This is a genomic window from Luteimonas sp. A611 (assembly GCF_054072715.1).
The window spans coordinates 1,346,989-1,369,778 of sequence record NZ_JBSVRP010000001.1 but is presented as its reverse complement, the minus strand read 5'-3'; the positions used below and the strand labels follow the sequence as shown (position 1 = coordinate 1,369,778).

General features: G+C 68.9%; 15 protein-coding genes. 6 read left to right on the top strand and 9 right to left on the bottom strand.

The features are described 5' to 3' along the window. The first annotated feature begins 129 nt into the window (after positions 1 to 129). The 6 genes from ACW5EG_RS06095 (at position 130) to ACW5EG_RS06070 (ending at position 7,488) form a co-directional block, all read left to right on the top strand. Positions 130 to 1,503 carry a GH1 family beta-glucosidase gene (locus ACW5EG_RS06095; RefSeq protein ID WP_457017855.1) on the top strand — a complete coding sequence of 458 codons (1,374 nt, stop codon included), beginning with the start codon at positions 130 to 132 and terminating at the stop codon, positions 1,501 to 1,503. 17 nt (positions 1,504 to 1,520) lie between these two features. Then, positions 1,521 to 2,936, top strand: a complete 1,416-nt coding sequence (zwf, locus tag ACW5EG_RS06090) for a glucose-6-phosphate dehydrogenase (RefSeq protein WP_457017854.1) — start codon at positions 1,521 to 1,523, stop codon at positions 2,934 to 2,936. After that, positions 2,933 to 3,940 carry a glucokinase gene (glk, locus tag ACW5EG_RS06085; RefSeq protein ID WP_457017853.1) on the top strand — a complete coding sequence of 336 codons (1,008 nt, stop codon included), beginning with the start codon at positions 2,933 to 2,935 and terminating at the stop codon, positions 3,938 to 3,940. The genes zwf and glk overlap by 4 nt, the downstream gene beginning before the upstream one ends. A 56-nt stretch (positions 3,941 to 3,996) precedes the next feature. After that, entirely contained in the window at positions 3,997 to 4,683 is a 687-nt protein-coding gene (gene pgl / locus ACW5EG_RS06080) for a 6-phosphogluconolactonase (RefSeq protein ID WP_457021411.1), read from the top strand. A 42-nt stretch (positions 4,684 to 4,725) separates the two neighbouring features. Continuing rightward, on the top strand, positions 4,726 to 6,642 hold the full coding sequence (gene edd, locus ACW5EG_RS06075; RefSeq protein ID WP_457017852.1) for a phosphogluconate dehydratase: 1,917 nt from the start codon (positions 4,726 to 4,728) through the stop codon (positions 6,640 to 6,642). A gap of 189 nt (positions 6,643 to 6,831) precedes the next feature. Continuing rightward, positions 6,832 to 7,488, top strand: coding sequence for a bifunctional 4-hydroxy-2-oxoglutarate aldolase/2-dehydro-3-deoxy-phosphogluconate aldolase (locus ACW5EG_RS06070; protein ID WP_457017851.1), 657 nt, complete (start codon positions 6,832 to 6,834; stop codon positions 7,486 to 7,488). 26 nt (positions 7,489 to 7,514) lie between these two features. Here the strand turns inward: ACW5EG_RS06070 and ACW5EG_RS06065 are convergent, their stop codons facing one another. The 9 genes from ACW5EG_RS06065 to ACW5EG_RS06025 form a co-directional block, all read right to left on the bottom strand. After that, the gene (locus ACW5EG_RS06065) at positions 7,515 to 8,180 is read right to left on the bottom strand and encodes a hypothetical protein (RefSeq protein WP_457017850.1); all 666 of its coding nucleotides are present in this window, start codon (positions 8,178 to 8,180) and stop codon (positions 7,515 to 7,517) included. Between the two features lie 261 nt (positions 8,181 to 8,441). Beyond that, a complete protein-coding gene (locus ACW5EG_RS06060) occupies positions 8,442 to 11,534 on the bottom strand; it encodes a discoidin domain-containing protein (protein ID WP_457021410.1) in 3,093 nt (1,030 codons plus the stop codon). An 83-nt stretch (positions 11,535 to 11,617) separates the two neighbouring features. Continuing rightward, positions 11,618 to 12,451 (bottom strand): carbohydrate ABC transporter permease, encoded by an 834-nt coding sequence (locus ACW5EG_RS06055; RefSeq protein WP_457017849.1) that lies wholly within the window; start codon positions 12,449 to 12,451, stop codon positions 11,618 to 11,620. Further along, positions 12,448 to 13,335 (bottom strand): carbohydrate ABC transporter permease, encoded by an 888-nt coding sequence (locus ACW5EG_RS06050; RefSeq protein ID WP_457017847.1) that lies wholly within the window; start codon positions 13,333 to 13,335, stop codon positions 12,448 to 12,450. The genes ACW5EG_RS06055 and ACW5EG_RS06050 overlap by 4 nt, the downstream gene beginning before the upstream one ends. Then, positions 13,335 to 14,606 (bottom strand): sugar ABC transporter substrate-binding protein, encoded by a 1,272-nt coding sequence (locus ACW5EG_RS06045; RefSeq protein WP_457017846.1) that lies wholly within the window; start codon positions 14,604 to 14,606, stop codon positions 13,335 to 13,337. The genes ACW5EG_RS06050 and ACW5EG_RS06045 overlap by 1 nt, the downstream gene beginning before the upstream one ends. Before the next feature lie 47 nt (positions 14,607 to 14,653). Next, a complete protein-coding gene (locus tag ACW5EG_RS06040) occupies positions 14,654 to 16,303 on the bottom strand; it encodes a glucoamylase family protein (RefSeq protein ID WP_457017845.1) in 1,650 nt (549 codons plus the stop codon). Positions 16,304 to 16,381: 78 nt separating this feature from the next. Further along, positions 16,382 to 19,342 (bottom strand): TonB-dependent receptor, encoded by a 2,961-nt coding sequence (locus ACW5EG_RS06035; protein WP_457017844.1) that lies wholly within the window; start codon positions 19,340 to 19,342, stop codon positions 16,382 to 16,384. 109 nt (positions 19,343 to 19,451) lie between these two features. Then, the gene (locus ACW5EG_RS06030; protein ID WP_457017843.1) at positions 19,452 to 20,462 is read right to left on the bottom strand and encodes a LacI family DNA-binding transcriptional regulator; all 1,011 of its coding nucleotides are present in this window, start codon (positions 20,460 to 20,462) and stop codon (positions 19,452 to 19,454) included. Then, entirely contained in the window at positions 20,459 to 22,717 is a 2,259-nt protein-coding gene (locus ACW5EG_RS06025; RefSeq protein WP_457017842.1) for a glycoside hydrolase family 3 N-terminal domain-containing protein, read from the bottom strand. Before ACW5EG_RS06025 ends, ACW5EG_RS06030 begins: the two co-directional genes overlap by 4 nt. Positions 22,718 to 22,790 lie beyond the last annotated feature (73 nt).

Genomic DNA, 22,790 nt, shown 5'->3' with positions numbered 1-22,790 from the left:
TCGACACGCCGCAGTGTTTTCGTCCGCTTCGCAGGGCCACTTCGACACCGCGATCGGGCGATTGCGCTACTCTCGCAATGTAAGCGTTTTCACGCCGCGCAGGCCACAACCGCAGGACGCCGCACCCCGATGAGTTCCAGCCCCGCCCAGGATTTCCGCTTCCCGCCCGGCTTCCTCTGGGGCGCCGCCACCGCCGCCCACCAGATCGAAGGCTCGCCCCTGGCCGACGGTGCCGGCCCCAGCATCTGGACCCGCTTCGCGCATACGCCCGGCATGACCCTCAATGGCGATACCGGCGACGTCGCCTGCGACCACTACCATCGCTGGAAGGACGACGTGTGCCTGATGCGCGAACTGGGCCTGCAGGCATACCGCTTCAGCGTGTCCTGGTCGCGGATCCTGCCCGAGGGCACCGGCCGGGTGAACCAGGCCGGCCTCGACTTCTACTCGCGCCTGGTCGACGAGCTGCTGGAAAACGGCATCGAACCGCTGCTCACCCTCTTCCACTGGGACCTGCCGGCCGCGCTCGACGATCGCGGCGGCTGGCTCAACCGCGACAGCGCGGACTGGTTCGCCGAATACGGAACCACGCTGTATCGCGCGCTCGACGGCCGGGTCAAGAAGTGGGCGACGATCAACGAGCCCTGGGTGGTCACCGACGGCGGCTATCTGCATGGCGCGCTTGCGCCGGGACACCGCAGCCGCTTCGAGGCGCCGATCGCCGCGCACAACCTGATGCGCGCGCACGGCGCCGCGGTGCAGGCCTATCGCGCCGAGGGCGCGCACGAGATCGGGCTGGTGGTGAACATCGAGCCCAAGTACCCGGCCAGCGATTCGGCCGAGGACGTCGCAGCCGCCCGCCGTGCGCATGCGTACATGAACGAGCAGTTCCTGCATCCGGCCCTGCTTGGCCGCTACCCGCCCGAACTCAAGGAGATCTTCGGCGAGGCCTGGCCCGAGTTTCCGCAGGACGATTTCAGGCTGATCACCCAGCCGCTCGATTTCGTCGGCATCAACTACTACACGCGCAGCGTCACCGAGGCCAACGACAGCTACCCGCTCAAGGCCGGTGCGGTGCGCCAGCCGCGCGGCACCTATACCGAAACCGGCTGGGAAGTATTCCCGCAGGGCCTGACCGACCTGCTGCTGTGGTTCAAGCAGACCTACGGCGACCTGCCCGTCTACATCACCGAGAACGGCGCCGCGTTCTTCGACCCGCCCGTGGCCGACGCAGGACGCGTGCGCGACCCGCTGCGAATTGATTACTTGCGAAAGCATCTGACCGCGATCCACGACGCGATCGCAGCCGGCGTGGATATCCGCGGCTACATGGCGTGGTCGCTGCTGGACAATCTGGAGTGGTCGCTGGGCTATTCGAAGCGGTTCGGTATCATCCACGTGGACTACGGGACGCTCGAGCGCACCCCGAAGGACAGCGCCCGCTGGTACTCTGGCATCATTCGGAGCCACGGGCGTGGCCTGTCCGAACCCCTTCCCTACTGATCGCAATGCGGGCGTCAATGCACGACTCACTCCTGTTGTTCGGCGCCACCGGCGACCTGGCCCAGCGCTACCTGTTCCCCTCCCTGCTGCACCTGCTGCGCGACCGGCTGCTGCCGGATGATTTCCGCGTGGTCGCCATCGGCCGCACGCCGCACGATGACGACGGCTTCCGCGCCTGGCTGCGCGAACGCATCGGCGGCGACGCGCGCAGCAACGGCGCGCTCGACAACCTGCTTGGCCGCATCCACTACCACCCGCTCAACCTCAACGACGTCGAGGGCATGGCGGCGACGCTGTCGCGCTATGCCGACCGTCCCGCGGTGAGCTACCTGTCGACGCCGCCGAACCTGTTCGAGTCCGCCTGCCTTGGCCTGAAGGCCGCAGGCCTGCTCGAGCCGCCTTCGCGCCTGGTGCTTGAGAAGCCGATCGGCCACGACCTGGCCTCGGCACGCGAGATCGATGCCACGCTCAAGTCGGCGCTGGACGAATCGCGGATCTTCCGCATCGACCATTACCTGGGCAAGGCGCCGGTGCAGAACCTGCTGGCGCTGCGCTTCGGCAACACCCTGCTCGAGGCGGTGTGGGACAACCGCTGCATCGAGTCGGTCGACATCCTGGTTGCCGAGACCGCCGGCGTGGACGGGCGCGAGGGCTACTACGCCGACTACGGCGCGCTGCGCGACATGGTGCAGAACCACATGCTGCAGTTGCTGGCACTGATCGCGATGGAGCCGCCGGCCGCGCTCGATGCCGACAGCATCCGCGACGAGAAGCGCAAGGTGCTGCGTGCGCTGCGCCCGATGACCGCCACCGATGCCGCCACCGACAGCATCCGCGGCCGCTACACGGCGGGCGTGGTGGACGGCTCGGCTGCGAAAGGTTTTTTGGCTGACAGCGCTGTCGAAACCTTTGTCGGGCTGCGCGCCTGGATCGACAACTGGCGCTGGGCCGGCGTGCCGTTCCGGCTGGTGACGGGCAAGCGCATGCCGTCGCGGACCACCGAGGTGCTGGTGAACTTCAAGCCCGTCACGCACTGGGTGTTCGACCGCCCTGACCGCGAGCAGGCGCGCCCCAACAGCCTGCGCATGCGCCTGCAGCCGGAGGAAACCATCGAGCTGGGCCTGATGGGCTCGCTGGCCGCGCCCGAATGGGGCGCGACCGAGCTGCTGCCGATGTCGCTGGACCTGGCCTTGCTGCCGCCCAAGCGCCGCATCGCCTACGAGCGCCTGATGATCGACGCGCTCAAGGGCGACCAGACCCTGTTCGTGCGCGACGACGAAGTCGAGGCGCAGTGGCGCTGGATCGACAGCATCAGCGCCGCCTGGAAGGAAGCCGGCACGCCGGTGCAGGACTATCCGGCCGGCTCCTGGGGCCCCGCCGGCGCCGCGGGCTTCCTGCCGCGCACCGTCGGCAAGGCCGGCAGCCGCGGATGAGCGCCCAGGCCCGGATCCTGCTGGCGGACATCGGCGGCACCAACGCCCGCTTCGCCCTGGCCGACCCGTCGGCGGACGCGCCGCTGCTGACCGACAGCGTGCAGCGCTTCGCCGTCGCCGACTTTCCCTCGCTGGCCGATACCGCGCGCCACTATCTGGTCGAGACCGGACAGATCGATGCGGGCATCCGCCACGGCGTGTTCGCCGTGGCCGGCCGGGTCGACGGCGACGAAGCACGCATCACCAACCATCCATGGGTGATCTGCCGGCGCCGTACGCTGGCGCAGCTGGAGTTCGACCGGGTCAGCCTGGTCAACGATTTCGCAGCGCAGGCGATGGCGATCCCGCTGCTGCAGGCCAGCGACGTGGTGGCGATCGGCGGCGCGAGCTGGACGCCGGAGCGCAATCCGCACAATCGCACCTACGCCATCCTCGGCCCCGGCACGGGCCTGGGCGTGGGCGCGCTGATGATCCGCGAAGGCCGCCATTTCCCGCTCGAGACCGAGGGTGGGCACGCCAGCTTCCCGCCCGGCACGCCGGAAGAACTCGCGATCCTCGAACGGCTGTCGGCGCAGTTCGGGCGCGTATCCAATGAGCGCCTGATCTGCGGCCCGGGCCTGGTCAACATCCACCGCGCGCTCAGCGAGATCGCCGGCGAGGATCCCGGCCCGCTGCAGCCGGCGGACGTGACCGCGCGCGCTGCAGCCGGCGATCCGCGCTGCATGCGCGCGGTCGACGTGTTCTGCGCGGTGTTCGGTGCGGTCTCCGGCGACCTGGTCCTCACCCTTGGCGCCTGGGACGGCGTGTTCCTCACCGGCGGCGTGGTGCCGAAGATGCTGGACGCACTCCAGCATTCGGGCTTCCGCCAGCGCTTCGAGCACAAGGGGCGGTTCTCGCCCGCGATGGCGAGCGTGCCCTCGCTGGCGGTGCTGCATCCCAATGCCGGCCTGCTCGGCGCCGCCGCCATCGCGCGCCGCGAGGCCCTGGAGACGCAGACGACATGAGCACCCACGACACCCGCCCCGAAGCCACCGAGTCCGCGCCGGCGCCAAACGTGCATATGCACGCCTACGAATCGGCCACCCAGTGGACCTGGGGGGCAGCCGTCGCGATCTCATCGGTCCTGTCGCGCGAACTGCAGGCCAAGCCACGGACGCGCCTGCTGCTGTCGGGCGGCAGCACTCCGGCGCCGGTGTACGAGGCGCTGGCCAAGGCGCCGCTGGACTGGGAGCGAGTGGATGTCGCTCTGGTCGACGAGCGCTGGCTGCTGCCCGACGACCCCGACAGCAATTCCCGCCTGATCCGCGAATCGCTGCTGCACGACCGCGCCGCCAATGCACGTTTCGAAAACATCACCCGCCCCGGGCGCAGCATCGAGGAAGCGGTCAGCGCCGCCAACCTGCACGCGCAGGCGCCACCCAGCGTGGTCGTGCTGGGCATGGGCGAGGACGGCCATACCGCCTCGCTGTTCCCGCGCATGCAGCACCTGGAAGCGGCGCTGCAGGCGCGTGCGCCCTACGTGTCGGTCGACGCGACCGGCTGCGCGGGTGCGGGCAAGTTCCTGCGCCGGATCAGCCTGACGCCGGCCGGCCTGGCGCCGGCGCACACCCGCCTGCTGCTGATCCGCGGCGAGAGCAAGCGCAAGCTGCTCGAGCGCGTGCTTGGCGGCGACGATCCGCTCGAATACCCCGCGCGCATCGCGTTCCTGACCCCGGGCGCGCCCCTGCACATCCACTGGTGCCCGTGACCCCGCGGTCGCGACCCCACAGACACGCACAGCAATGAGCCCATGAACCTGCATCCCGTACTGCACGACGTCACCGAACGCATCCGCCAGCGCAGCAGCGCCTCGCGCGCGGCCTATCTGGCCGGCATCGAGGCGATGCGGGCGGCCGGCCCCAGCCGCTCGCGCCTGAGCTGCGGCAACCTCGCCCACGCCTTCGCCGCCTGCGGCCCCTCGGACAAGTCGCGCCTGCGCGGCGGGGTTTCGCCCAACCTCGGCATCGTCACCGCCTACAACGACATGCTCTCGGCGCACCAGCCCTACGAGCCTTACCCCGGCCTGATCCGCGCCCACGCAAGCCGCCTGGGCGCAACCGCGCAGGTCGCCGGCGGCGTGCCGGCGATGTGCGACGGCGTCACCCAGGGCCGCGCAGGCATGGAACTGTCGTTGTTCTCGCGCGACGTGATCGCGCAGGGCACGGCGATCGCGCTCTCGCACGACATGTTCGACAGCACCGTGCACCTGGGCATCTGCGACAAGATCGTGCCCGGCCTGCTGATCGGCGCGCTGGCCTTCGGCCACCTGCCGGCGGTGTTCATCCCGGCCGGGCCGATGACGCCGGGCATCCCGAACAAGAAGAAGGCCGAAGTGCGCGAGCGCTACGCCGCCGGCGAGGCCACGCGCGAGGAACTGCTGGAAGCCGAGTCCTCGTCCTACCACTCGCCTGGCACCTGCACCTTCTACGGCACCGCCAACTCCAACCAGGTGCTGCTCGAGGCCATGGGCGTGCAGCTGCCGGGGTCGTTCGCCAATCCCGAAACCGCGGTGCGCGAGGCGCTGACCCTGGCGGCCACCGAACGCGCGCTCGAGATTTCCGGGCTGGGCGACGACTACCGTCCGCTCGGGCGCCTGATCGACGAGCGCGCCATCGTCAACGCGATGGTCGCACTGATGGCGACCGCCGGTTCGACCAACCACACCATCCACTGGCCGGCGGTCGCCCGCGCGGCCGGCATCCTGCTCACCTGGGACGATCTGGATGCGCTGTCGCAGGTGGTGCCGCTGCTGGCCCGCGTGTACCCCAACGGCGACGCCGACGTGAACCGCTTCCAGGCCGCGGGCGGGATCGGCTTCGTGTTCCGCGAACTGCTCGACGCCGGCCTGATGCATGGCGACGTCGAAACCGTCCTGCCTGGCGGCATGCGCGCCTGGTGCGAGGAACCCACGCTCGCAGGCGGCACGCTCGGTTTCGTTCCGGCCCCGGCCGCAAGCGGCGACGAGGACGTGGTGCGTCCGGCATCCGCGCCGTTCGAGGCACAAGGCGGCCTGCGGCTGCTGCGCGGCAACCTGGGCCGTTCGCTGATCAAGCTCTCGGCGGTGAAGCCCGAGTTCCGCACCATCGAGGCGCCCGCCGTCGTGGTCGACGACCCGCGCGCGCTCAATCGCCTGCACGCGGCCGGCGCGCTGCCGCGCGATTTCATCGCCGTGGTCCGCTACCAGGGACCCAAGGCCAAGGGCATGCCGGAGTTGCACTCGCTGGCGCCGCTGCTGGGCATGCTGCAGAACCAGGGCCGGCGCGTGGCGCTGGTGACCGACGGACGCCTGTCGGGCGCCTCGGGCAAGATTCCCGCGGCCATCCATCTCACCCCCGAAGCCGCGCGCGGCGGCCCGATCGCGCGCCTGCGCGAGGGCGACATGCTGCGCCTGGACGGCGAGGCCGGCACCCTCGAGGCGCTGGTCGACGCCGGCGAATGGGCCGAGCGCGACATCGCGCCCGACACCTCGCACTGCGCCTGGGACATCGGCCGCAACCTGTTCGCCTTCAACCGCGCGATGGTCTCGCCTGCCGACCAGGGCGCGCTCTCGATCTCCTGCGGCCCGCCTGCGCGCGACGGCGGCCAGTGGGAGTACGACCAGGAATACCAGCTGGGCGACGACCCGAAGGCGGCCGCGCTGGCGCCTCACGAGCATCGCGACGCTTGAGAGGCCGGGACCCCGAACACCGAAGCAATTATCCCGGTGCCGGGTTCCATCGCGATAACGGATTCTCATCCTGACAATGACTGTCATCCCGAGCGCAGCGAGGGATCTGCCCTTCAGCGACGAGTCCCGATGCCCGCTCCACCGAAAACACCCATCGCCCGTCCCCGCCATCCGGACAGCCATCCGCCCATGACCATCGAATCCCTCCAGAACCGCGCCGAACAGTTCCTGCGTGAGGCCGGCATCCTGCCCGTCATCACCGTCGACAGCGTCGACCAGGGCCGCCGCATCGCCGAGGCCCTGCTGGAAGGCGGACTGACCTCGCTCGAGCTGACCCTGCGCACGCCCGCCGCGCTGGAAACGCTGGCGACGCTGAAGAAGGAACTGCCGCACATCGTGATCGGCGCTGGCACCGTGCTGACCGAAGAGCACATCCGCCAGTCGGTCGACGCCGGCGCCGACTTCCTGGTCACGCCGGGTACGCCTGCGCCGCTGGCCGAAGCGCTGGCTCGAGCATCGATCCCGGCGGTACCCGGCGGCGCCACGCCGACCGAGTTCCTGCAGCTGATGGCGCACGGCTTTCGCTGCTGCAAGCTGTTCCCGGCCAACGCGGTCGGTGGACTGGCGATGCTCAAGGGCCTGGCCGGTCCGCTCGCCGGACTGAAGCTCTGCCCCACCGGCGGCATCAGCGAAGCCAACGCCGGCGAGTTCCTGGCGCAGCCCAACGTGCTCTGCATCGGCGGCTCGTGGATGGTGCCGAAGGACTGGCTGGCCGCCGGCGAGTGGAACAAGGTGCGCGAAAGCGCGGCGAAGGCAGCCGCGATCATCGCCCAGGCGCGCGCATAACGCGGCGCGCCGGAACCGCTGCCTCGTTACTCGAGTACCAGTTTCGCGCGCACGCGCCGCCACCAGGCCGCGTGCAGCAGGTACCAGGCGGCCAGCAGCCAGCCCAGCTGCCATTCCAGCGCGTTCTCGATCCGGTCCTTCAGCCAGGCATCGTCGACCACGGCCGTCGCCGCGACGTTGCCCACGCCGAGCAGCAGCATCAGCGCGCTGACCACCGTCATCGCGCGGATGATCCGGCGAGTCTCCGTGCCGCGAACCGCACCGTGCAGGAACCGCAGCTGCGCGAGAAAGCCGAAGCCGAAGAAGCACACCACGCCGTAGCGGCGCAGGAAGCGGTAGGCCTCGCCATCGGTGCCGAGGAAGGTCGCATATACCGCCAGCGCGAGCGCGGCGATGGCACCAAGCCAGGCCACGTCGCGCCAGCCACGTCCGAGCCAGCGCGCCACCATCCACCAGTGCACGCCCACCAGCAGCGCACAGGGCAGCACCAGCAGCCGGAATATGTGGTTGGCAAGACCATGGCGCGCCGCGCGGCTGATCGACGTGCAGCCTTCCAGCACCGGCACGCAGGCTTCGATGTAGCCGTCACGGATCGACAGCCACAGACCCAGGTGCGCGGCGCCGGTGAACAGGACCGCGATTGCGACTGGCAGCGGCCAGATCGGAAACGGTTGTGCGGGTGAAGTGGGCATGCGCTCGAGGTGGGCAAGCTTCGCACGGCAGGCTACACACCTTGACGCGAAGCGACCGTCAGATCCCTCACTGCGTTCGGGATGGCAAGCGTGTCGGCGCCGCGAGGTCGCTGTCCTGCCACTCCGAGTGTTGCGCCTGACACTCCGAGTGTTGCGCCTGTCATCCCGAGCGCAGCGAGGGATCTTTCGAAGCGGCAGCGAGTCCGCCGCATGCCGCGCACAGGGCACAGGCATACCTCCTGCGTCCGGGTGCCAAGCCCTCTACCGCCGTGCCTCGACACGCACGCGCGCAGGCAGCGCCCTCACCCTCAGCTCGGATCCATCGAGGCCGGCCTCGCCTGATTCGACCGTCACCCCGGCCGGTTCCCCCGCCAGCGGCCAGGGAAGTACCAGCCCGCCTGCCGGCAGCTGCAGGCCGGTGTCATCCACTTCCAGCAACAGTCCCTCGCCGTCGCGCCGCAGGCGATAGGCCAGCGTGCCCGACGCGGTACGCAGGCCGGAGATCCCCACGCCAGCGCCATCGAGCCATTCGGCGGGCACGCCAGCGGCGAGTACCAGGCTGTCGTCGCGCTCGCGGGCGTAGGCGAACATGTCCAGCGCCGAGCGCACGAAGTCCGAGGCCACCCAGGCATGCGGCAGGTCGCCGAGGAAGAACGGCTTGCGCGGCGTGCGCGAGACCACCTCGCCCCACTGGTTCCAGGCCGGCGGCGCGCGGTCGGCGAAGAACCAGTCAACCGCCTCCTGCGCCCGCCCGCGCCAGCCCAGGCGCACGAACGCGCCGACGTTGCGCCATTCGTAGGGGGTGTAGTCCTTCCACTTCAGCGTCCCGTCGCGCCGCGCCACGAAGCGCTCCCAGTACTGCTCGAAGGTGTTGTGCAGCAGGTCCTGCGGCAGCCGGTCCAGCTCGCCGCCGGGCGCCAGCGCGATCGTGGTCGAAGTCGGGTCGAAGTCGCCCAGCTCGGCCGCGCCGGGCAGGAAGTCGATGTCGTGGAGCCTGGCCGCGGCGCGCAGCGAATCCATCAGGTCGCCATGGAACTGGTCGCGGGAGGCTGCCATCCGTCGCGCGTCCTCATCGCGGCCCAGTGCTTCGGCGATCTGCACCGCATCCTTGTACCCGCGCAGCGCCCAGAAATTGTCCCAGTACGAATGCATCGGCTTGGCCGAGTAGCCCTCGTGGCTGATCGAGGCCGGCATCATCCCGTAGAAGGCTCGGTTGAGGCGGCGGTTGGCGGCGGTGCGCTCGGACAGGCGCAGCTGCTCCATGTAGCGCCAGGCGGCTTCGACATGCGGCCACATCTTCTCCAGGAACACCTGGTCACCGCTGTAGCGCCAGTATTCGGCAATATTGAAGATCAGCTGGCCGTGGCTGTCGTTCTCCGGCACCGGATCGCTGCCGCGGTCGTCGACGCAACACGGCACCTTGCCGCTCTCGAACTGGAACGGCGCGTACCACTCGACGTACTCGCGCACCACCTCGGGCCGGCCCATGCGCAACAGGCCCTCGGAGATCATCGCGCCGTCGCGGATCCAGCTGCGCGAATACGAACGCGTCCCCGGCTGCAGGCGCGGGCCGACGCGCGAGATCAGCATGTGCGCCAGCGAGGTGCGCAGCGTATCGGCCAGCGCCTGTCCCTGCGGCGGTACCTGCAGCACCACGCGATCGAGCCGCTCGCGCCACAGCGCCGCGGTCTCGTCCTGCAGTTGCCCCGCATCCCACCAGCGGCGCGCGAGCGCCGCGGTGCCGGTCATCGGCACCATGATGTCGATGGTGCGCGTCTCCCACGGCGCCAGCCGCATCCGGTACAGCAGCGCGCCGCTGGCCAGTCCCGTGTCGTCCACGACGCTCTTTGCCGCAGGCGCGCGGCGCGCGACCAGGTGCGTGACCGCCATGCCCGCGTCGAAGCCGGAGACGAACGCGGCGCCGGGCAGCTGCTTGGCGAACACCCTGGGCCGTCCCTCCACCGACACCGTGCCGCCGTCGACGGACAGCGCGCGGATCGGGCTGACGCCGCCGCGGGTATTGAGGAACTGGCTCGGCGGATTCACCTGGAATGGCTGCACCGCCAGCGCCAGCGTGTAATCGCGCGCGGTGCCACCCGGGTTGGTCAGGCGATAGCGCGCGACCAGGCGCGAGTCGGCGGGTTCGCCGTGCGCAAACGCGGTGATGTCGAGCTGCAGATCCTCGCGCGCCCAGTGCACCGATGGGATCGGCAGGTAGCCGTCCTGCAGCGACTGGCGCGTGCGCACGTCGTTCCAGGTCGCCAACGCGCCGTCGACGAGCACGAAGGGCTCGATGCTGAAGCCACCGCGCGCGACCTCGATCGCGCCGTCCTCGCCGATCAAGCCCTGCTGGGTGCCGCCATCGAGGCCGAGAATGGTCCAGTACGGCTGCTCGCCGCTGAAGCCGCGCGGAAACAGCCCCTTGCGCGCCTGCGCGGCGATCGAGCCGATGAAGTCGTTGGGCGTGGCCGCGAACGCCAGCGGCTCGACGGTCACCTCGGCCAGCGCGAAGCGGCGGCCGGGACCGTCGATGAAATCAAACGCGATGTAGCGCGCTTCCGACTCCGGCAACGCGATCCAGTCATCGCCGCCATTACCCTGCTCCACGCGGCGCACGTCGCGCCAGGCCAGGCCGTCATCCGACAGCCCGACCCGGTAACGCGATGCATGCGCGCCGCTGTCCCAGCGCAAACGCAGCCCGCCGAACTCGCGCACGCTACCCAGGTCAAGCACCAGCCGCTGCGGCAACGCCAAGACATCGGCGCTCCATGCGCTGGCGATCCTGCCGTCGACGGCAAGCGCCGCGTCACCGGCCGTCGCCACTGCCGTGGCCGCCAGCGGGCTGTGGTCCTCTGGCGCCAGCGCCTCGAACGTCAGCGTGTCGAAGCACACGCTGCCGCGCCCGCCGGCGTTGTTGTAGATCGTGAACTCGAGCTTCGCGCTGCTGCGCAGGACGGGGTCGGGACCGGGGCCCCAGGCCTTGTCGATATGGCGGCGCCGGTACTGCACGGGAGTCCACTGCCGCGGGAAGTCGTAGCGCGGCCGGTTCACCCACCAGACGTTGTCGCCGCTCGCGTCGACCAGCTTGAACTGCAGGTCGTTGTCCGGCGAATCCCCACGCAGCTGGAACGAATAGCGGTAGTTGCCCGGGTACTCCATCGCCAGGTCGCGCTGGATGCCGGCGTGGCCCGACACGCCGTTGAAGTCGTAGTCCAGGCACAGCGCGCTGCCCTGCTCGCCCGCGACCATGCGCAGGCTGCCGCTGACCTGGTCGGAGGTCACCACGCGCCAGGCCGAGGCATCCTCGAAACCGTCGAGCAGGCGCGGGGGTTCTGCGAACGGCTCGACGTGCATGGCTGGCTGCGCGCCTGCGGAGATCGGCAAGGCCAGCACCATCGCCAGCGCCCCGGCAGCGCTCCACTTGCAGGGACTTCTCATCAGCCTTTTACACTCCCCAGCAGCAACCCCTGGATGTAGTAGCGCTGCAGCAGCAGGAACAGCAGCAGCACCGGCAGCACGGTCACCACTGCGCCGGCCATCATCATCTCCACGTCCATGATGTGTTCGCGCGACAGCGACGCGAGCGCGACCGGGAGCGTGTAGTGCTGCTGGTCGGTCAACACGATCAGCGGCCACATGAAATCGTTCCACGCGGCCATGAACGTGAAGATCGCCAGCGTCGCCAGCACCGGCTTGAGCATCGGCAGCACGATCTGGAAGAAGATGCGCAGCTCGCCGGCGCCATCGATGCGCGCGGCCTCGATCAGCGCGTCGGGGATGCTGCGCGCGTACTGGCGCACCAGGAAGATGCCGAACACCGTCGCCATGCCGGGAAGGATGACGCCCCAGTAGCTGTTGACCAGCCCCAGCTGCTTCATCAGCAGGAACAGCGGCAGCATCGCCACCTGCGCCGGCACCACCAGCGCCGCCAGCAGCAGCTGGAAGATGCGCTCGCGGCCGGCGAAGCGCAGCTTGGCGAAGGCGTAGCCGGCCATGGTGTTGACCAGCAGAGACAGCGCGGTGATCGCGGCCGAGATCAGCAGGCTGTTGGCGAAGTTGCGGCCGATGCCGGTCGTCGCGAACAGCGCGCGATAGCTGTCGAGCGTGGCTGCCGATGGCAGCAACGGCGGCGGGAAATGGCTGGCCCCGCCGCGCGGCATGAACGAAACCGACAGCATCCACAGCAGCGGCGCCAGGCTGAGCACGGCCAGCACGAGCAGCGCGCCGTTGACCTGCAGCGCCCGCCAGCGGGAATGGCCGATCCGGCTCATACCAGGCCTCGCTTGCGCCCGGCGCGCAGCAGCAGCGCGGTCACGCCCAGGATGACCAGGAAGAGCAGGAAGGCCACCGCCGAGGCGCGGCCCAGGTTCCACCATTTGAAGCCTTCCTCGAACATGTAGTACAGCACGCTGACCGTGCTCTGCAGCGGATCGCCGCGGGTCATGACATAGGGCTCGGCAAACAGCTGGAAGTAGCCGGAGACCGTGATCACGCCTACCACCAGCAGCACCGGCCCCAGCTGCGGCAGGGTGATGTGCAGGAACTGGCGCCAGCGCGAGGCACCATCCATGCGCGCAGCCTCGTACAGGTCCTGCGGGATCGCCTGCAACCCGGCCAGGAAGATCACCATGTTGTAGCCGAAGTTCTTCCACACCGCGAACAGCATGATCGTCGGCATCGCCCAGCGCGGGTCTCCCAGCCAGTCGACCGGCGCGATGCCGACGTGCCCCAGCGCCCAGTTCACCAGCCCGTAGCCGGTGTGGAACAGGTAGCGCCAGATCACCGCCACCGCGACCAGCGTCGTCACCACCGGCGCGAACAGCGCGGTGCGGAACAGCGCGCGCATGCGCGCCAGCGGCGAGTTGAGCAGCAGCGCCGCACCCAGCGAGACGGCGATCGACAGCGGCACGCCCACCGCGACGAAGTAGGTGGTGTTGCCCAGCGCCTTCCAGAACATCGGCGTGCGCAACAGGTCGAGATAGTTGCCCAGCGCGACGAAGCGCAGATTGGCCGGGTCGGCCAGCGCATAGAGATCGAAGTCGGTGAGGCTGAGCAGCAGCGCGGCGACCACCGGCAGTCCGAAGAACACGCCGAGCACGATCAGCGCCGGCGTCACGAACGTCCAGGCCGCCAGCCGCGCGTTCGGACCGGACATCATTCCATGCGCTCCTGGTCGCGCACCCAGCGCCGCTTCTCCAGGATCGCATCCACACGCGCATCTAGTTCCGTCACCGCCGCGTCCTGCGACTGTCCGCCGCGCACCACGCGCTCGGTCGCCAGCCGCATCTCCTGCGCAATGCGCTCCCACTCCAGCACCTGCGGGGTCGGGCGCACCCGCTCGAGCTGTTCGCGGAATGCACGCGACAACTCGTCCTCGGCCAGCGCCGGATGCTCCCAGGTGCTGCGACGCGGCGGCAGGTCGCCGATCATGCCGTGGAAGCGCTGCTGGATGTCCGGGCGCGACAGGAACTCGACCAGCTTCCAGGCGGCATCCTTGCGCTCGGACGAGCGGAACAGCACCAGGCTGGTGCCGCCGGCGATGCCCGCGCCGGGCCCGTCGGGCCCCGGCAGCGGCATCGTGCCCCAGGCGTCGGCCAGCTCCGGCGGCTGGCGATCGCGGAACTCGCGGATGTTCCAGGGCCCCGACAGGTAGAACGCGTAGGAACCGCGGAAAAACTCATCCCACACGTTGGAGATCTGCGTGTCCGATACCGCCGGCGCCCAGCCGCGCTCGAAGATGCCGGCGTAGAAGGCAAGCGCCTTGCGGAAACCGGGACCGCTGAAATTGCCGCGCCCGTTGTCGTCGCGGAGCAGCGGCTCGCCCGTCTGCAACGCCAGCGACAGCTGCGGCTCGAACTCGTTGACCGGCAGCAGCACCGCATGCCGTCCGGGCGGGCCGGTGCGGACGATGGCCTCCATCGCCCGCTCCCACTCGACCCAGGTGCGCGGTGGCGCGGCGATGCCAGCCTCCGCCAGCAGGTCCTTGCGATAGAACAGCAGGCGCGTGTCGACATACCAGGGCACGCCGTACAGCACGCCATCGACGACGTTGGTGGCCCAGATGCCGGGGAAGTAGTCGTCCTGGTCGATGATCCGGGATGCGTCCACCCTGCCCTGCACCGGCTCGAGCGCATCGAGCGTCGCGAACTCGGCGATCCAGGTGTTGCCGAGCTGGCAGATGTCGGGCAGCCCGTCCGCCGCGAACGCGGTCAGCAGCTTTTCGTGCGCGGCGGTCCACGGCACCTGCTGCAGCTCCACGCGGATGCCCGGATGTTCGTGCTCGAACTCGCGCAGCAGCTCCGCCACCACCTCCGCTTCCCGGCCCATCGCCCAGAAGCGGATCGTGGTGGTGCCCTCGTCGCGCGCACAGGCGGTCAACACGAGGCACAGCAACAGCGGCAGCAGCATGAGGAAACGGGGGCGCATCGGTCTGTTCGCGGGCGTGACTGCGGCGACCTGCATTGTCGCAGACACTATTGCGGCGGATCCGAAGCCCTCGCCTCCGCTGGCGGTTTCTCCTCGTCATGCGGGCGTGACTGCGCCATGCCGATGTCGCTGGCCGCCGCAGCTTCCGGATCCGGCTCGCCCGAGGTCGTCGGTTCGCCCGGAGGCGCCAGCCAGCCGCCGGTGAAGCCGGCGCGCTCCAGTCCCTTGCGGATGTGCGCGTTCTCGCGCATCACCTTCCACACGAATTCGTTGCGGTAGTTGGCGATCATGGTGAGGATCGGCCCCTGGTCGATGCCGATGTAGTCGCTGGCCACCCAGCCACGTCCGGGGACGAGGCGCCCGGTCTTGAGCGGCACGTCGTACTTGAAGCTCGGGTTGACCGCATCGAGGAAACCGTAGCTGGAATACAGGTACTCGCCGTAGCGCTCGTACAGCTCCTCGGTGGCGGGAATCACGATCTCGGGCGCGAAGGCGATCGAGCCGATCGACGCGGTCGGTGCGATCGTGCCATCGTCGAAATGGTCCGACAGGCCCGCACCCCGCGCACTGTAGTGGCGGAATTCGCGCTGATCGCCCTTGAACTGCTGCGAGGTGCGCTGCGGCCCGTCGCTGGCGGTCAGGCCCCAGATGTTGGGGCCGTAATCGTCCCAGCCCATCGGGTTCTCGATCGCGTAGGCGCGTTGGGCGTAGGTCGCGCGGCGGCTGTTCTCGAAGTAGTCGATGCCGCGGTTTTTCATGTATTCGTCGCGGATGCCGCGGAAGTCGACCCACACGTGCGTGTACTGGTGGCCGAAGTGCGGGCCGAAGCTCAGGTACTCCTGGCCCTGGAAAACGCCCCAGTCACGCTCGTATGTGCGCGTCCACGCCTCCCACGCATCCGGCTCGATGGGATGCGTCGGCGAGCCGAGCGCGAGGATGTAGACCAGCATCGCCTCGTTGTAGCCACGCCAGTCATGGCTGATGAAGCCGCTTTCGGGATACCAGCCCATCGAGATCAGCGGCGCGCGCTGCTGCAGCCACGGCCATTCGATGCGCGCGTAGATGCTGTCGGCAAGCTTGCGGATCTCGACCTCGCGCGGGTCATCGCCCGTGTAGTACGACTGCGCGAACAGCACGCCCATGATCAGCAGGCCGGTGTCCACGCTCGACAGCTCCACCCACGGGGCGTAGCGCGCCCCGCTCTGCATGTCGAGGAAATGGTAGAAAAACCCCTTGTGGCCGCTGCGCCCGGTGGCCTGTGGCCCCATCCGCGCACCGTCCAGGAACTGAAGCGTGGTCAGGGTACGGTCCACCGCCTGGGTGCGGCTGACCCAGCCGTTCTCGATGCCGATCGGATAGGCGGTGAGCGAGAAGCCGACCGACGCAATGCTCGCGAAGGGGCGCGACGGAAACCGGTCGGGCGTCAGTCCGTTGACCTCGCTGGAGGTGTCCCAGAAGAACTGGAACGTGCGCCGCTCGATGTCGCGGAACAGCGGCGGCAGCTCCGGCGGACCCGGCGGCTCCTCGGTGCGCGGATCCGGCTCGGGCAGCACCACCTGCGGGATGGGGCCGGGCTTGGGCGGCGCGACCGCGGACTCGGCCGGCTGCGGCGCTTCGCGCTGGCAGGCGGCGAGCAGGAGCAATGCCACTGCGATCGACCATAAGGGTCGGCCCCTCGGAACAGAGCTGGATCGCATGGCTGTCAAACAACTCCGAGAGCGCCGCGGCGCGCTGTTGGGCCGGGCGGCCGCCTGGGCGACCACCCGCGGGCAAGATCACCAGTTCAGACCGAACGACAGCTTGAAAGTTCGGGTCGGCAGCAGCTGGCTGTTTGGCTGGCCAAGGTTGGGATTTGGGTTACCGGGCTCCCCGAACCAGTCATTGCGGCCATCGTAGTTGACCCAGTTGAACACGTTCAACACGTCGCCCCGCACGTAAAACGACAGATCCGTGCCCGTGTCCCACGTCTTGCTCGCCGCGAGGTCGACCTGCTTGAATCCCAGCGTGTCGTCGGGCGTGTAGTAGTCGAAGTAGCAGTCGTCCCAGCCGGGCAGGCAGTTGTCGCCGTATCGCGGGCTGGGAGTAGCCAGGGAAACCTTGCCGGACAGCACGATGCCCCACGGGGCATCGTAGATGCCGGTGGCCACCAGCCTGTGTTCCGGCACGCCTTCGGTCGGCACCCACCCGTAGTAGCCCAGGTCCGGATACCGGAACGCCCCGCCGGACGTGGTGTCCGCATTCTGCTCGGCATCCGTGTACGTGTAGGCCACGGTGACGCCCCATCCGGAGTTCTCCGTATAGGGCTTGTCGAACTTGATGGCCAGGGTGTTGGCGTGGGTCTCGATGCCGTTGGTACCGATGATCAGGCGACCAAAGCCCGGCACACCGAACGCGCCGTCGTCCCAGGGCTGCCCCCACGTAGTGCCGGGCGCGAAAAAGTCACCCCCGGGCCGGCGGTTGCCGAGGTGGAACACGAGTCCGTCGTGGCTTTCGATGCGGGACAGCGTGACTTCCGTCATCCAGTCGCCCAGCGCATTGCGCATGCCAATGCTGAACTGGTCGGAGTACGGTGTCTTGAGATCGTTGTGCAGGATGTAGCGTTCGGCGCCAAGGTTCGGATTGGCCGCGGTGAGCGCGTACAGCGCCTCCGGGTCGTAGTACGCCGGGTCCCATGCCAGGCAGCTCGGCGCCGTCGGATCGCAGGGGTGCCCGGGCGCATCGAACGAAAAGGTATAGGGCGGGAACGTGTAGCGGATCGACTCGAGCGCCAGCTGCGAGAACAGGTTCCGGTCGTAGGCACGGCCGGCGCCGCCGAAGATGACGTGGCGCTGGTCGCCTTGGAGATCGTAGGAGAACCCGACCCTCGGCTGCCAGGCATCCTTGAAGTTGCTGCGCTCGGATCCCGTGCTGATGTAGTCACCCACCGCGATGCCCGAGCCCGGCGCATTGATGTTGGGCCAGCTCTGCAGGGCGGTGACGAAGTCGCCTGGCGTGACGTAGTCGGTATAGGCCGGATTGGTCTCGTAGTCCCAGCGGATGCCGAGGTTGAGCGTCAGCTTCTCGTTGACCTCCCAGTCGTCCTGGATATAGAGGCCGTACTGCTTGCCGGACGTGGTGATGCTGCCCGTTCCGTCGCCGGCCAGCGGAGCGCCGAAGCGGACCTGGAAGGGGACGGTGAGGCTCTGGCCGATGTCGTAGCGGAACTGCGGGTTGTAGGGGTCCTGCTGCAGGGAACTGATCTCGATGTCCTTGAACTTGACCCCCGCCTTGATCGTGTGGGCACCGGCGTAGAACGTGAAATCGTTCTGGATGGCGATGCCCTTCTGCCCCTTGTCCTGGTAATCGGGCCCGCCGCCCGCCTGCAGGATGACATTGTCCGGGTTGCTGGTCGTCAGGATGTAGCCCGGCGCAAGCGTGGCCGGGCGCGGCCGCCAGAACGCGTCCTCGTACGTCACATGCATGTCGTTGAGGAAGCGCTCGGCGCTGTACTGGTAGCGCAGGTCGAAACGCTTGTCGGTGTTCTCCTTCAGGCTGCCGTACTGCGCAGTGCGGGTGCCGTCGAAGTTGCCGAGCTCGTCCTCCTCGCGGATCTTCGTGGTGAGTTCGACCAGATGGGCGTCGCCCGGCGTCCATGTGAGCTTGCCGAAGAACATGTCCTGCTTGAACGGCGAGCTGAACGTGCCCACCAGTGGCTGCAGTGCGGCCGGCAGCTCCTCCACGCGGCTTTCAAAGCCCTGCCCCGGCGTCACGACGCGCGGCGACATGTACTCCTTTGCCTCGTAGGCCAGGAAGAAATGCAGGCGGTCCCGGATGATCGGGCCTTCGAACGAAGCGCCGTACTGCTCTTCCTTGAATTCCGCCTTCTCGCCGCTCTCGTTCTCGGACTCCGAGGCCGCCCGCCAGTCCGTGCTGGTCCGATCCCAGAAAAAACTGCCGCCGAACTCGTTGGATCCCGATCGCGTCGCGGCCACGATGGCCGCGCTGCTCAGCTGGTCGAATTCGGCCTTGTAGTTCGAGGTGATGACCTTGTACTCACCAATGGCCGACTGCGGGAATGGATTGCCCCGGGTCGAATCCTGGCCGCTGACGCCACCGGCCAGCACGTAGTTCTTCTGGCCGACGCCATCGATGAACACGTTGATCGCATTGGCGGTCTGCGCGCCCGACCGCAGCCGCGTCGAGCCGTCGCCGCCCTGCGTGAACTGCATCCCCGGCACGGTGTCGGCGAATGCCAGGAAGTTGCGGGTTCCCTGGGGCAAGGATTCGATCTGCTTCTGCGATACGTACGTGGCCACCTCCGAGGTCCTGGTCTCCACGAGCGCCTGCGCGGTCACCACCACCGCGTCCAGGTCAGTCGCCTCGCCTACCCGGCCGGTCTCGGCAACGCCGCCGACGCCGAGATCGAGGGTCGCGGTCTGGCCGACCGCCACGGTGACGTTCTGCGAGCTCGCCTGGCCGTTGGCGTTGACGTCGATGCGATAGGTGCCCGGCGGCAGGCCGACGAGGTTGTAGCTGCCCTTGGCGCCGGTCTGCACGCTGCGGGTCAGGCCGGTGGCGAGATTGGTGGCGGTGACCTGCGCCTGCGCGGCAGGCGTGGAGTCGACCATCACCTCGCCACGGATGGTGGCTGCGGTGGACTGGGCGAATGCGGGGGCCGACAGCAACAAGCCGGCAAGGGCCGCGCTGAGCAGGCTGCGTTCCAGCGTGCGTGACGGGAAACAGGGCTTGCGCTTCATCTTGATGCCCCTCCCAGGGCGGTCCTTTCGTCGTTGAAACGGGGGATGACGCGGGCTTTGCAGCGTCGTTTTCAACTCCAGCAACGGACGGGCGACTGCTTTGATCACCTCATCCGGTAGTCCCTGGCACCCGGCTCGACTTGCGGACCACCAGGCGTGGCTGCAACAGCTCCGGCGACACCGCGAGAGCCGCCGCACCGGACTCAGCTTCCAACAACAGCTGGATGGCCCGCGCACCAAGCGCGGCGATCTCGACACGCATGGTCGTTAAGGGCGGGTGTACATAGCGCGAAAGGGGAATGTCGTCGAAACCCGCAAGCGCGATGTCGTCCGGCACGCGCAGGCCACCTTCGTTCAGCGCGAACAGACAGCCCAGCGCCATCATGTCGTTGGCGGCGAACACCGCGTCGGGACGCTGCGCGCTTTCAAGCAGTGCCTGCCCGGCGTCGTGTCCGGAGGCCTCGTCGAAGTCGCCGGGCAATATCCACGGATCGATCCCCGGCGCGCCCTGCGCGAGCGCGTCGCGATAGCCGCGCAGGCGCTCGCAAGCGTCGAAGTTGTCTTCTGGCCCCGCGATGAAGGCGATGCGCCGGTGCCCGGCCGCGAGCAGGTGGCGCATCATCGCCATCGCGCCGCCGTGGTTGTCGACGCCGATCGACGCATGCCCGGCAGCGGCCAGCGCCGGGTTCATCAGCACCACGGGCATCGGTGGCAGGTCGGCGGCCAGGGCTTCGGCGCCGGCGACGAAGGGCGACATCAGCAGCAGGCCGTCCACGCGCCCGCGCATGGTGCGCAGCGCGGCGCCCTGCTGCTGCGGGTTGCCGTGGTAGCTCGACACCAGCAGATGCAGGCCGCGCTCGCGCGCGACCTGGTCGATGCCGCGCATGAGCTCGGAAAAGAACTCGCCGTACAGGTCGGGCAGCACCACGCCGATGGTCTGGGTGCGTCGACTGCTCAGGCTGCGGGCGGCGTGGTGCGGGCTGTAGCGCAGCTGCTCGGCCACGGCCAGGATGCGCTGGCGCACGTCTTCGGCCACGTTGGGGTGGCCATTCAACGCACGCGAAACAGTCGCCACCGACACGTTCGCGTGTCGTGCCACGTCCTTGATCGTGACGCTCACGGCGCCACCACTTCGAAGCGCGCCGACTGCGCCGCATCCGAGCTGCCGCCCGTGAACACCGTGAATGTGCCGGGCTCCACCACGCGCTGCATCTGCGCGTCGTACAGCGACAGATCATCGAATCCAAGCGTGAACTCGACGTCGCGCGACTCGCCCGGCTGCAGGTCGACGCGTTGGAAGCCGCGCAGCTCGCGCACCGGACGGGTCACGCTGGCCACGTCGTCGCGCACATACAGCTGCACGACCTCGGTGCCGGCGCGCTGGCCCGTGTTGGTCACTCGCACATGGACCTGCTGGCGTGGTTCGCCGACGGCCACCTTCGCGTCCGCGACCTGCGGCGTGCCGTACTCGAAGCTGGTGTAGCTGAGCCCATGTCCAAACGGATACAGCGGCGTCCACGGCACGTCGATGTACTTGCTGCTGAACTTGTTGTCCTTCGCCGGCGGGCGCCCGGTGTTGCGGCGCGCGTGATAGATCGGCACCTGGCCGACGTTGCGCGGCACCGTCACCGGCAACTTGCCCGAAGGATTCACGTCGCCAAACAGCAGGTCGACGATGGCGTTGCCGCCCTCGATGCCGGGGAACCAGGCCTCCAGGATCGCCGGCACCCTGCCCTGCAGCGCACCGGTCGACAGCGGCCGGCCGTTGAGCAGCACCACGACCATCGGCTTGCCGGTCGCGGCCACCGCCAGCGCAAGCTGCTCCTGCACGCCCGGCAGATCGAGCGAACTACGGTTGTTGGCCTCGGCGCTCATCTCCGGATGCTCGCCAAGGAACATCACCACCGCGTCGGCCTGGCGCGCGGCGCGCATAGCCGCGTCGAAGCCCGACCGGTCATCGTCATCGATCGCCGCGCCCTTCGCGACGATCAGCTTCGTCTGCCCGCCGATGGTCTCGCGCAGCGCGGCCAGCGGCGTCACCGCATCCTCGGGCCGGCCGATCCCGACCCAGTTGCCGAGCATCGCCCAGGGCTCGTTGGCCAGCGGCCCAATCACCGCCAGCGAGCGCAGCGATTTGGGCAGCGGCAGCACGTCGTCTTCGTTCTCCAGCAGCACCATCGACTTCTGCGCCATGCGGCGCGCGGCCGCGCGATGCTCCGGCGTGAGCGTCAGCGCCTGCTGCCGGGCGCTGTCCTTGCAGTAGCGATACGGATCCTCGAACAACCCAAGCCGGAACTTGGCATTGAGCACCCGCCGCACCGAGGCGTCGACCTCGGCCAGCGGCACGCGCCCGGCTTCGACCGCAGCGGGCAGGTCCTTGAGGTAGATCGCACTGACCATGTCCACGTCCACACCGGCGCGCAGGCCCAGCCGGCCCGCCTCCTCGCGGGTGCCGGCCACGCCGTGCGGCATCAACTCCATCACGCCTGTGTAGTCGCTGACCAGCAGCCCATTCCAGCCCCACTGGCCGCGCAGCAGATCCTGGATCAGCGGCTTGTGGGCGTGCATCGGCACGCCGGCGACCTCGTTGAAGCTGGCCATGATCGACTGCGCGCCGGCGTCGATCGCAGCCTTGAACGGCGGCAGGTAGACCTCGTGCAGCGTGCGCTCGGAGATGTCGGCCACGTCGTAGTCGCGTCCGCCCTCGGCCGCGCCATAGCCGACGAAATGCTTGGCGGTGGCGAGCATCGTGTCGGCTGCGGCCAGGTCATCGCCCTGGAAGCCGCGCACGCGGGCCGCGGCCAGCACCGAGCCCAGGTAGGGATCCTCGCCTGCGCCTTCGACGACGCGGCCCCAGCGCGGGTCGCGCGCGATGTCCACCATCGGCGCATAGGTCCAGTGCACGCCGTGCGCAGTGGCCTCGATCGCGGCCACGCGCGCGGCGTTGCGCACTTCGTCGGGGTCGAAGCTCGAGGCCTCGCCCAGCGGCACCGGGAAGATCGTGCGCATGCCGTGGATCACGTCGTAGGCGAACAGCAGCGGGATGCCCAGCCGCGAATCCTCCACTGCGATCCGCTGCATCCTGCAGGTCAGCGCGGCGCCGTGGGTGCCAAGCCAGGAACCGATCTGGCCCTGCCGCACCTGGTCCTCGCTGCCCGACATCGCCGCCGGGCCGGTGTTGTTGCCCACGCCCGGCGGCTGGTTGAGCTGGCCGAGCTTCTCGGCCAGGGTCATCCGGGCCATCAGCGCATCGACGAAAGCCCGCTCGGCGGCCAGGTCGCCGGCCGACGTCTGTGCCGGCGCGGGCGCGGCCCAGGCCCCCGGGATGGCCATCGCAATCGCCAGCAGGCCGGTCAGGACGGGGACGATACGCATCGTCAGCGAGCGCGAAGCAATCATGGCGTCGGCCGGAATACGCGGGAGTTGGCCGAATGTAAACGTTTCCAGC

What these genes read in the sequence shown, in the direction of transcription:
- ACW5EG_RS06040 (WP_457017845.1), bottom strand. Translation starts at nt 16,303, where the DNA reads ATGCGATCCAGCTCTGTTCCGAGGGGCCGACCCTTATGGTCGATCGCA.
- ACW5EG_RS06025 (WP_457017842.1), bottom strand. Translation starts at nt 22,717, where the DNA reads ATGCGTATCGTCCCCGTCCTGACCGGCCTGCTGGCGATTGCGATGGCC.
- zwf (WP_457017854.1), top strand. Translation starts at nt 1,521, where the DNA reads ATGCACGACTCACTCCTGTTGTTCGGCGCCACCGGCGACCTGGCCCAG.
- ACW5EG_RS06065 (WP_457017850.1), bottom strand. Translation starts at nt 8,180, where the DNA reads ATGCCCACTTCACCCGCACAACCGTTTCCGATCTGGCCGCTGCCAGTC.
- ACW5EG_RS06070 (WP_457017851.1), top strand. Translation starts at nt 6,832, where the DNA reads ATGACCATCGAATCCCTCCAGAACCGCGCCGAACAGTTCCTGCGTGAG.
- ACW5EG_RS06035 (WP_457017844.1), bottom strand. Translation starts at nt 19,342, where the DNA reads ATGAAGCGCAAGCCCTGTTTCCCGTCACGCACGCTGGAACGCAGCCTG.
- ACW5EG_RS06095 (WP_457017855.1), top strand. Translation starts at nt 130, where the DNA reads ATGAGTTCCAGCCCCGCCCAGGATTTCCGCTTCCCGCCCGGCTTCCTC.
- glk (WP_457017853.1), top strand. Translation starts at nt 2,933, where the DNA reads ATGAGCGCCCAGGCCCGGATCCTGCTGGCGGACATCGGCGGCACCAAC.
- ACW5EG_RS06050 (WP_457017847.1), bottom strand. Translation starts at nt 13,335, where the DNA reads ATGTCCGGTCCGAACGCGCGGCTGGCGGCCTGGACGTTCGTGACGCCG.
- pgl (WP_457021411.1), top strand. Translation starts at nt 3,997, where the DNA reads ATGCACGCCTACGAATCGGCCACCCAGTGGACCTGGGGGGCAGCCGTC.
- edd (WP_457017852.1), top strand. Translation starts at nt 4,726, where the DNA reads ATGAACCTGCATCCCGTACTGCACGACGTCACCGAACGCATCCGCCAG.
- ACW5EG_RS06055 (WP_457017849.1), bottom strand. Translation starts at nt 12,451, where the DNA reads ATGAGCCGGATCGGCCATTCCCGCTGGCGGGCGCTGCAGGTCAACGGC.
- ACW5EG_RS06045 (WP_457017846.1), bottom strand. Translation starts at nt 14,606, where the DNA reads ATGCGCCCCCGTTTCCTCATGCTGCTGCCGCTGTTGCTGTGCCTCGTG.
- ACW5EG_RS06060 (WP_457021410.1), bottom strand. Translation starts at nt 11,534, where the DNA reads ATGCACGTCGAGCCGTTCGCAGAACCCCCGCGCCTGCTCGACGGTTTC.